The 6096-nt window shown below is 71.9% G+C and carries 7 protein-coding genes; 5 read left to right on the top strand and 2 right to left on the bottom strand.

Annotated elements, in window-relative coordinates; translation table 11 throughout:
* The 5 genes from AC5RV2_RS13465 to AC5RV2_RS13445 form a co-directional block, all read left to right on the top strand.
* Positions 1-301 (top strand): helix-turn-helix domain-containing protein (locus AC5RV2_RS13465; protein WP_494092751.1); only part of this gene is annotated, 301 nt, incomplete at its 5' end.
* 77 nt (positions 302-378) lie between these two features.
* The gene (locus AC5RV2_RS13460; protein ID WP_494092750.1) at positions 379-1602 is read left to right on the top strand and encodes a cysteine desulfurase family protein; all 1224 of its coding nucleotides are present in this window, start codon (positions 379-381) and stop codon (positions 1600-1602) included.
* A 90-nt stretch (positions 1603-1692) separates the two neighbouring features.
* A complete protein-coding gene (mnmA, locus tag AC5RV2_RS13455) occupies positions 1693-2829 on the top strand; it encodes a tRNA 2-thiouridine(34) synthase MnmA (RefSeq protein ID WP_494092749.1) in 1137 nt (378 codons plus the stop codon).
* Positions 2830-2979: 150 nt separating this feature from the next.
* Positions 2980-3345: a chorismate mutase gene (locus AC5RV2_RS13450; RefSeq protein ID WP_494067277.1), complete on the top strand. Its 366-nt coding sequence runs from the start codon at positions 2980-2982 to the stop codon at positions 3343-3345.
* Between the two features lies 1 nt (position 3346).
* The gene (locus AC5RV2_RS13445; protein WP_494092748.1) at positions 3347-4420 is read left to right on the top strand and encodes a uroporphyrinogen decarboxylase/cobalamine-independent methonine synthase family protein; all 1074 of its coding nucleotides are present in this window, start codon (positions 3347-3349) and stop codon (positions 4418-4420) included.
* 37 nt (positions 4421-4457) lie between these two features.
* Here AC5RV2_RS13445 and AC5RV2_RS13440 read toward each other — a convergent pair whose 3' ends face one another.
* Both AC5RV2_RS13440 and AC5RV2_RS13435 read right to left on the bottom strand, forming a co-directional pair.
* A complete protein-coding gene (locus AC5RV2_RS13440) occupies positions 4458-5102 on the bottom strand; it encodes a DUF4166 domain-containing protein (protein WP_494092747.1) in 645 nt (214 codons plus the stop codon).
* Positions 5103-5165: 63 nt separating this feature from the next.
* On the bottom strand, positions 5166-6096 hold a 931-nt coding region (locus AC5RV2_RS13435; protein ID WP_494092746.1), incomplete at its 5' end, for a DUF58 domain-containing protein.

The raw sequence follows: 6096 nt of genomic DNA, 5'->3' as shown, positions 1-6096 counted from the left end.
CCGCCCGGCGCACGAACTGGTGGCCGAGGCCGCCCGCGCCAAGGGCCGTGAGCTGGGGGCCGGCGCCGGCGGCCTGGAGGAAGCCCTCGCCGCGGCGGGCTACCGGCCGCTGCCGGATGCGGCCGGTTTCGCGCTGGGAAACTGCCCGTTCCACCTGCTGGCCCGCAGCCACACGGAAACCGTGTGCGGCCTGAACCTCGCCCTGCTGCAAGGGATGCTGGCCGGCTGCGCGGACCAGTCCCACGGCGTCGCCGCAGATCCGGACGGGCCGTTCTGCTGCGCCAGGATCAACCGGCGCTGAGCCGCCTGCAGGCTCCGGGCCTCCCGGCGCCGGTCGCCGGGCTGAACCAGGCGCACCGGGGCATGTAAAATATTGGCGTGCCCGTGTACCTTGACCACGCGGCGACCACGCCCCTTGTGGCGCAGGCCCTGGCCGCACTCACCCATGAACTCAGCCGCAGCGGCAACCCCTCCTCGCTGCACGGTTCCGGCCGGCGTGCCCGCAGGGTGGTCGAGGACGCCCGCGAAACCATCGCCGCCGCGGCCGGAGCGCATCCGTCCGAGGTGATTTTCACGTCCGGCGGTACCGAAGCCGACAACCTTGCCGTCAAGGGCCTGTATTGGGCCCGGCGCGACGCCGACCCCCGGCGGCGGCGGATCCTGTGTTCGCCGGTGGAGCACCATGCCGTGCTCGACACGGTGGAATGGCTCCAAAAGCATGAGGGCGCCGAGGCGGTCTGGCTTCCGGTCGACGCCCACGGCGTGGTCTCCGTCGAGGCCCTGCGCCGGGAAATCGAAGCCGACCCTGCAGCGGTGGCGCTGGTCACCGTGATGTGGGCCAACAATGAGGTCGGCAGCGTCCAGCCGATGGCAGAGATCGTCGCCGCCGCGCAGCCGCACGGCATCCCGGTCCACTCGGACGCCGTCCAGGCGTTCGGCCACCTGCGGGTGGATTTCAAGGCGTCCGGGCTGGACACCCTCGCCATCAGCGGGCACAAGATCGGCGGCCCGGTGGGGGTCGGTGCGCTGCTGGTCGGCCGGGACGTGAAGCTGACGCCGGTCCAGCACGGCGGCGGCCAGGAACGCGACATCCGGTCGGGCACCCTCGACACCCCGGCGATCGCGGCCTTCGCCGCGGCCGCGGAGGCCGCCGTCGGGCAGTTGCCGGAAGAAGCCGCGCGGCTGGCGGAATTGCGCGACCGGCTCATCGCCGGCGTCGCGCGCGGCGTGCCGGAGGCGGTGTTGCGGGGCACCCCGGATCCGCGGCACGAGGGCCTGCGGCTGCCCGGCAACGCGCATTTCACCTTCCCCGGCTGCGAGGGCGATTCGCTGTTGTTCCTGCTGGACCTGGCCGGCGTGGAGTCCTCCACCGGGTCGGCCTGCACCGCGGGAGTGCCCCGGCCATCGCACGTCCTGCTGGCCATGGGGTTGAGCGAAGAGGAAGCCCGCGGGGCCCAGCGCTTCACGCTCGGGCATACAACAACCGAGTCAGACGTTGACTCACTGGTGGCAGCGCTGCCGGAGGCCTACGCACGGGCCAGGAAGGCCGGGATGGCCGGCCACGTCTCCAGCATCCAGACCGCGGGCACGCAGTCCGGCTGAGGCCTCGGCCGACCGGACAGGTGCGGTGGGGCGCACGGAGCGTGGCGGCCGCGGCAGACACGAACAACGAATCAGTAGGGAAACGAATTCATGAAGGTACTGGCAGCGATGAGCGGCGGCGTGGACTCCGCCGTGGCGGCGGCACGGGCGGTGGAGGCCGGCCACGACGTGGTGGGCGTGCACCTGGCCCTGAGCCGGATGCCCGGCACCCTGCGCACCGGCAGCCGGGGCTGCTGCACCATTGAGGATTCGCGCGACGCCTGGCGTGCCTGCGACATCCTGGGCATCCCGTACTACGTCTGGGACTTCTCCGAGCGGTTCAAGGAAGACGTGGTGGACGATTTCATCGCCGAATACGCCGCCGGCCGGACGCCGAACCCCTGCATGCGCTGCAACGAGCGGATCAAGTTCGCCGCCCTCTTGGAGAAGGCGCTGGCGCTGGGGTTCGACGCGGTGTGCACCGGCCACTACGCCAAGGTGGTGGAGGACGCGCAGGGCAACCGCGAACTGCACCGCGCCGCAGACTGGGCCAAGGACCAGTCGTACGTGCTGGGCGTGCTGACCCACGAACAGCTCAAACACTCCATGTTCCCGCTGGCCGAAACGCCGTCCAAGGCCGAGGTCCGCGCCGAGGCCGCGCGGCGCGGACTGTCCGTGGCGAACAAGCCGGACAGCCACGACATCTGCTTCATTTCCGACGGCGACACCCGCGGCTGGTTGGCCGAGAAGATCGAGATGGAGTCCGGTTCCATCGTTGACCAGGACGGCCAGGTGGTCGGCGAACACGAGGGCGCCAACGCGTTCACCGTGGGCCAGCGGCGGGGCCTGAAGCTGGGCCGGCCGGCGCCGGACGGCAAACCGCGGTTCGTGCTGGAGATCCGGCCCAAGGAGAACAAGGTGGTGGTGGGACCCGAGGACCTGCTGGCCGTCGACCAAATGCGCGGCATCAAGGTCTCCTGGGCGGGCCTGCCGTTGCCCGAGGTCGAGGCCCGCACCGAGTTCGACTGCATGGTGCAGGTCCGCGCGCACGGCGACCCGGTGGCGGCGCGCGCGCAGGCGGAGGCCGGCGAAGACGGCCGGCAGCAGTTGGTCGTGACCCTCATCGAGCCGATGCGCGGCGTGGCCCCCGGCCAGACCATGGTGCTCTACCAAGGAACCAGGGTGTTGGGTCAGGCGACCATCGACTCGGCGCGTTCGCTGAGCTGGGACCCGGCCAACGTTTCCTAGGCGCAGCACGCTCCGGCGCGGAACCCTTCATCCAAACCGCGCCGGCGGCGATCGTCCTTTCGGGCCGGGGCCGGGCCGGGAGGACGGGCGGTGCTTCACAGAGCGGTAACCGGTGCACCTCCCGCGCGGGCCGAACCATAAACTGGTGGCATGACCGACCCCCGCGTTGCCGATGACTACGACCCGACCGCCAGCTCCCTCTCCGACCAGGTGGCGCCCGAGGTGATGGCGGAGCTGTTGGCGGTGCGGGGAAGCATCGACAACATCGACGCAACGCTGGTCTATCTGCTCGCCGAGCGGTTCAAGGCGACCCAGCGGGTGGGGTATCTGAAGGCCACGCACAAACTGCCGCCGGCCGACCCCGACCGGGAGACCGCCCAGATCAACCGGCTGCGGCGGCTGGCCGAAGAAGCGCATTTGGATCCGGCCTTCGCCGAGAAGTTCCTGAACTTCATCATTTCGGAGGTCATCAGGCACCACCAGGCCATCTCCGACGAGCACAACGGCGGCAACTGACATGGCCGCCGGTTCCCCCGGGCCCGCCGCCGACGCGGCTGCCGCCGCCGGGCGGCCCGCCCACGTGACCGCCACCGGGCTGGGCAGCTGGCCCGGCACCGAACCAGCCGAGGCCGCGCGCATCGTCCGCGGTGAACTGGGCGAGCCGAACCTGCCGCACCTGGTCGAGCTGCCGGACCGCGGCGCCGGGTCGGACCCGACCGCACGAACCGCGGGCATGCTGGAGGGACTGTTCATCGATCTGCAGCCGCACGGCTGGCGCCTGGTGGACCGTCCGGGGCAGGATCACCGCAGGGCCGTGTCCGCGCTGCGCACCGACCTGAACGTGCTGGCCGATGTGGTCGGCGCCGAAGACCGCCCCGGCAACCAACTCAAGATCCAGGTGCGCGGACCGATGTCCCTGGCCGCAAACCTCCACCTGCACAACGGCGAACGCGCCCTGATCGACGCCGGCGCCCGGCGGGACCTCGCCCAGTCGCTCGCGGCAGGCGCGGCCGGACACCTGGCCAACGTCAGGGCCGCACTGCCGGCCGGCACGGAACTGGTGGTCCAGCTCGAGGAGCCGGAGCTCGATGCCGTGCTGGCAGGCACCATCCCCACGGCCAGCGGATACCGCACGCTGCGCGCGCTCGCGGCCACGGAGGCCTCCGCCGCCTGGGACCTGGTGGCCGCCGCACTCCGCGATGCCGGAGCCGTGGAAGTGGTAGCCCTGGTCCCCGCCGCCGATGCGTCCCTCGACGCCGTGGCCGGCAGCGGACTGGACGGGCTAGCCCTCCCCACCGGCGCGCTGACCACCCGGCAGTGGGAAACCCTCGCCGCCGCGGTGGAAGCGGACCGGACGGTGTGGGCAGGCATCATCGACCCGGCAGCAGGCACCGTCCCGCAGGTCAGCGCCCTCGTCGATGCGGTCGTCCGCCCCTGGCGGCAGCTGGGCCTGCCGTTGACCCGGCTGCCCCGGGTGAGGATCACGCCCTCCGCCGGCCTGGCCGGGCGTTCGCCGGAGACGGCGCGCGCGGTGGTCAAGCGGCTCACCCAGACGGCCGACGCCCTGAACCAGGTCGTCGCGGAGGCATGAACCTGGAGAGCCCGCCCTCGCGGCAGGACCGGGCTCCTTAGCCCACGAGCACCGAGTACGTGAAGGATCCGGAGTATTCCAGCACGGTACCGAGCTGGCGCTGGATGACCTTCGTCCGGATCCGGAAACGGCCTTCGGATCCGTCCCACCACTGTTCCGTGAAAGCCGCGGCATCCAGCAGCAGCGGAAGCCCGATGGTGAGCCGGCCGGCTGATATCCGGCAGCGCCGCGACGCCAGCCGCATCCGGCCGTCGGCGCCGACCGAGCACGCCACGTCCGTCAGCAGGCGGCCGCTGCGGCCCAGCGCACCGACGGGCCGGCGCAGATGGTGGTCCCAACCGGTCCGGTCCTCCACGATCCGGGTCCGGTCGCGGAAGCAGAGTGTCCTGACGGCGGTGAGCTCCGGCTGGCCGCCGGCGTTCAGGGAAGCCCGGTTCTCGATGCTGAAGGGCACGTTGTGCTGGTACTCGGGGAACAAGGCGTTGTCGCCGCTGGTCAGGCCGAGGAACGGCCGCAGCGCCGGGCGGGGGCAGCCGGCGACGTCGAACAGGCCGGAGCCGATGCCGCGGGCTTCGTGTCCGCCGTCGTCCGCTGCCGGCGGGGCGAGCGAGAAGTATTCCTGCAGTTCGGGCGTCAGGCGCGAAAAGGCCGGCCCCAGGGCCAGCTGGTAGACGGAAACCATTGCATCACCATCCGGGTCGGGGACCGCGCCGGCCCGGCAGGCCGGTGGCGGGATCCATGGCGGTTACAGCCGTCCGGCGGCTTTGAGCCGGATGTACATGTCGGCCAGCTGAGGCGGCAGCTCGTGCGGGGGAGCGTCCACCACTTCCGCGCCGAACTGGCGGATCTGCGCGGCGACTGCCGCCCGTTCCAGCACGGCACGCTCGGCGGCGGCGGCCCGGTACGTGTCGTCGGCGGTCCCGCGGACCACGCGCAGCCGGTCCACGTGCGGATCGCTGACCGAGGCGACCACCACGGTGTGCTTGGCGGTCAACTGGGCCAGCACGGGCAGCAGCCCCTCCTCGGCCGCCCCGGAGTCCAGCGAGGTCAGCAGCACCACCAGCGACCGGTGCGAGGACAGGGCGTGGATCTCCCCCGGTATCTGCGACCAGTCCGCTTCGATCAGTTCCGGTTCCAGCGGGGCCATGGCGTTGACCAGTTGGTTGAGCAGGTTGCCCTTGGCCGCGGAGGCGACCCTGGCCCGCGGCCGCCGGTCGAAGGCCAGGAAATCCACGCGGTCGCCGCCGCGCTCGGCGAGCACGGCCAGCAGCAGCGACGCCTCGATTCCGGTGTCCAGCCGCGGCTCGTCCTCGATCCGTGCGGCCGAGGTGCGGGAGGTGTCGAGCACGATCACCACCCGCCGGTCGCGTTCCGGACGCCAGGTGCGGACGACGACGGCCTGCCGCCGAGCGGTGGCGCGCCAGTCGATGGAGCGCACGTCGTCGCCGCGCACGTAGTCGCGCAAGGAATCGAACTCCGTGCCGGCCCCGCGGATTTGCACCGCCACGCGGCCGTCCAGCTCACGCAGCTTGCGCAGCTTGGAGGGCAGGTGCCGCTTGGAATGGAACGGCGGCAGCACCCGCAGCCGGCCCGGCAGGGCGATGGTGACCTGGCGCGCGGCCACCCCCAGCGGACCCAGCGACCGGACCGTGACGTGGTGCGCCTGCAGGTCGCCG

The sequence above is a fragment of the Arthrobacter sp. Y3225116 genome (assembly GCF_059091245.1).
This window is presented reverse-complemented; position numbering and strand designations above follow the sequence as displayed.

Bases quoted from the DNA above. Each gene is read 5' to 3' on its own strand.
- AC5RV2_RS13440 (WP_494092747.1), bottom strand. From the start codon at position 5,102: ATGGTTTCCGTCTACCAGCTGGCCCTGGGGCCGGCCTTTTCGCGCCTG.
- mnmA (WP_494092749.1), top strand. From the start codon at position 1,693: ATGAAGGTACTGGCAGCGATGAGCGGCGGCGTGGACTCCGCCGTGGCG.
- AC5RV2_RS13450 (WP_494067277.1), top strand. From the start codon at position 2,980: ATGACCGACCCCCGCGTTGCCGATGACTACGACCCGACCGCCAGCTCC.
- AC5RV2_RS13445 (WP_494092748.1), top strand. From the start codon at position 3,347: ATGGCCGCCGGTTCCCCCGGGCCCGCCGCCGACGCGGCTGCCGCCGCC.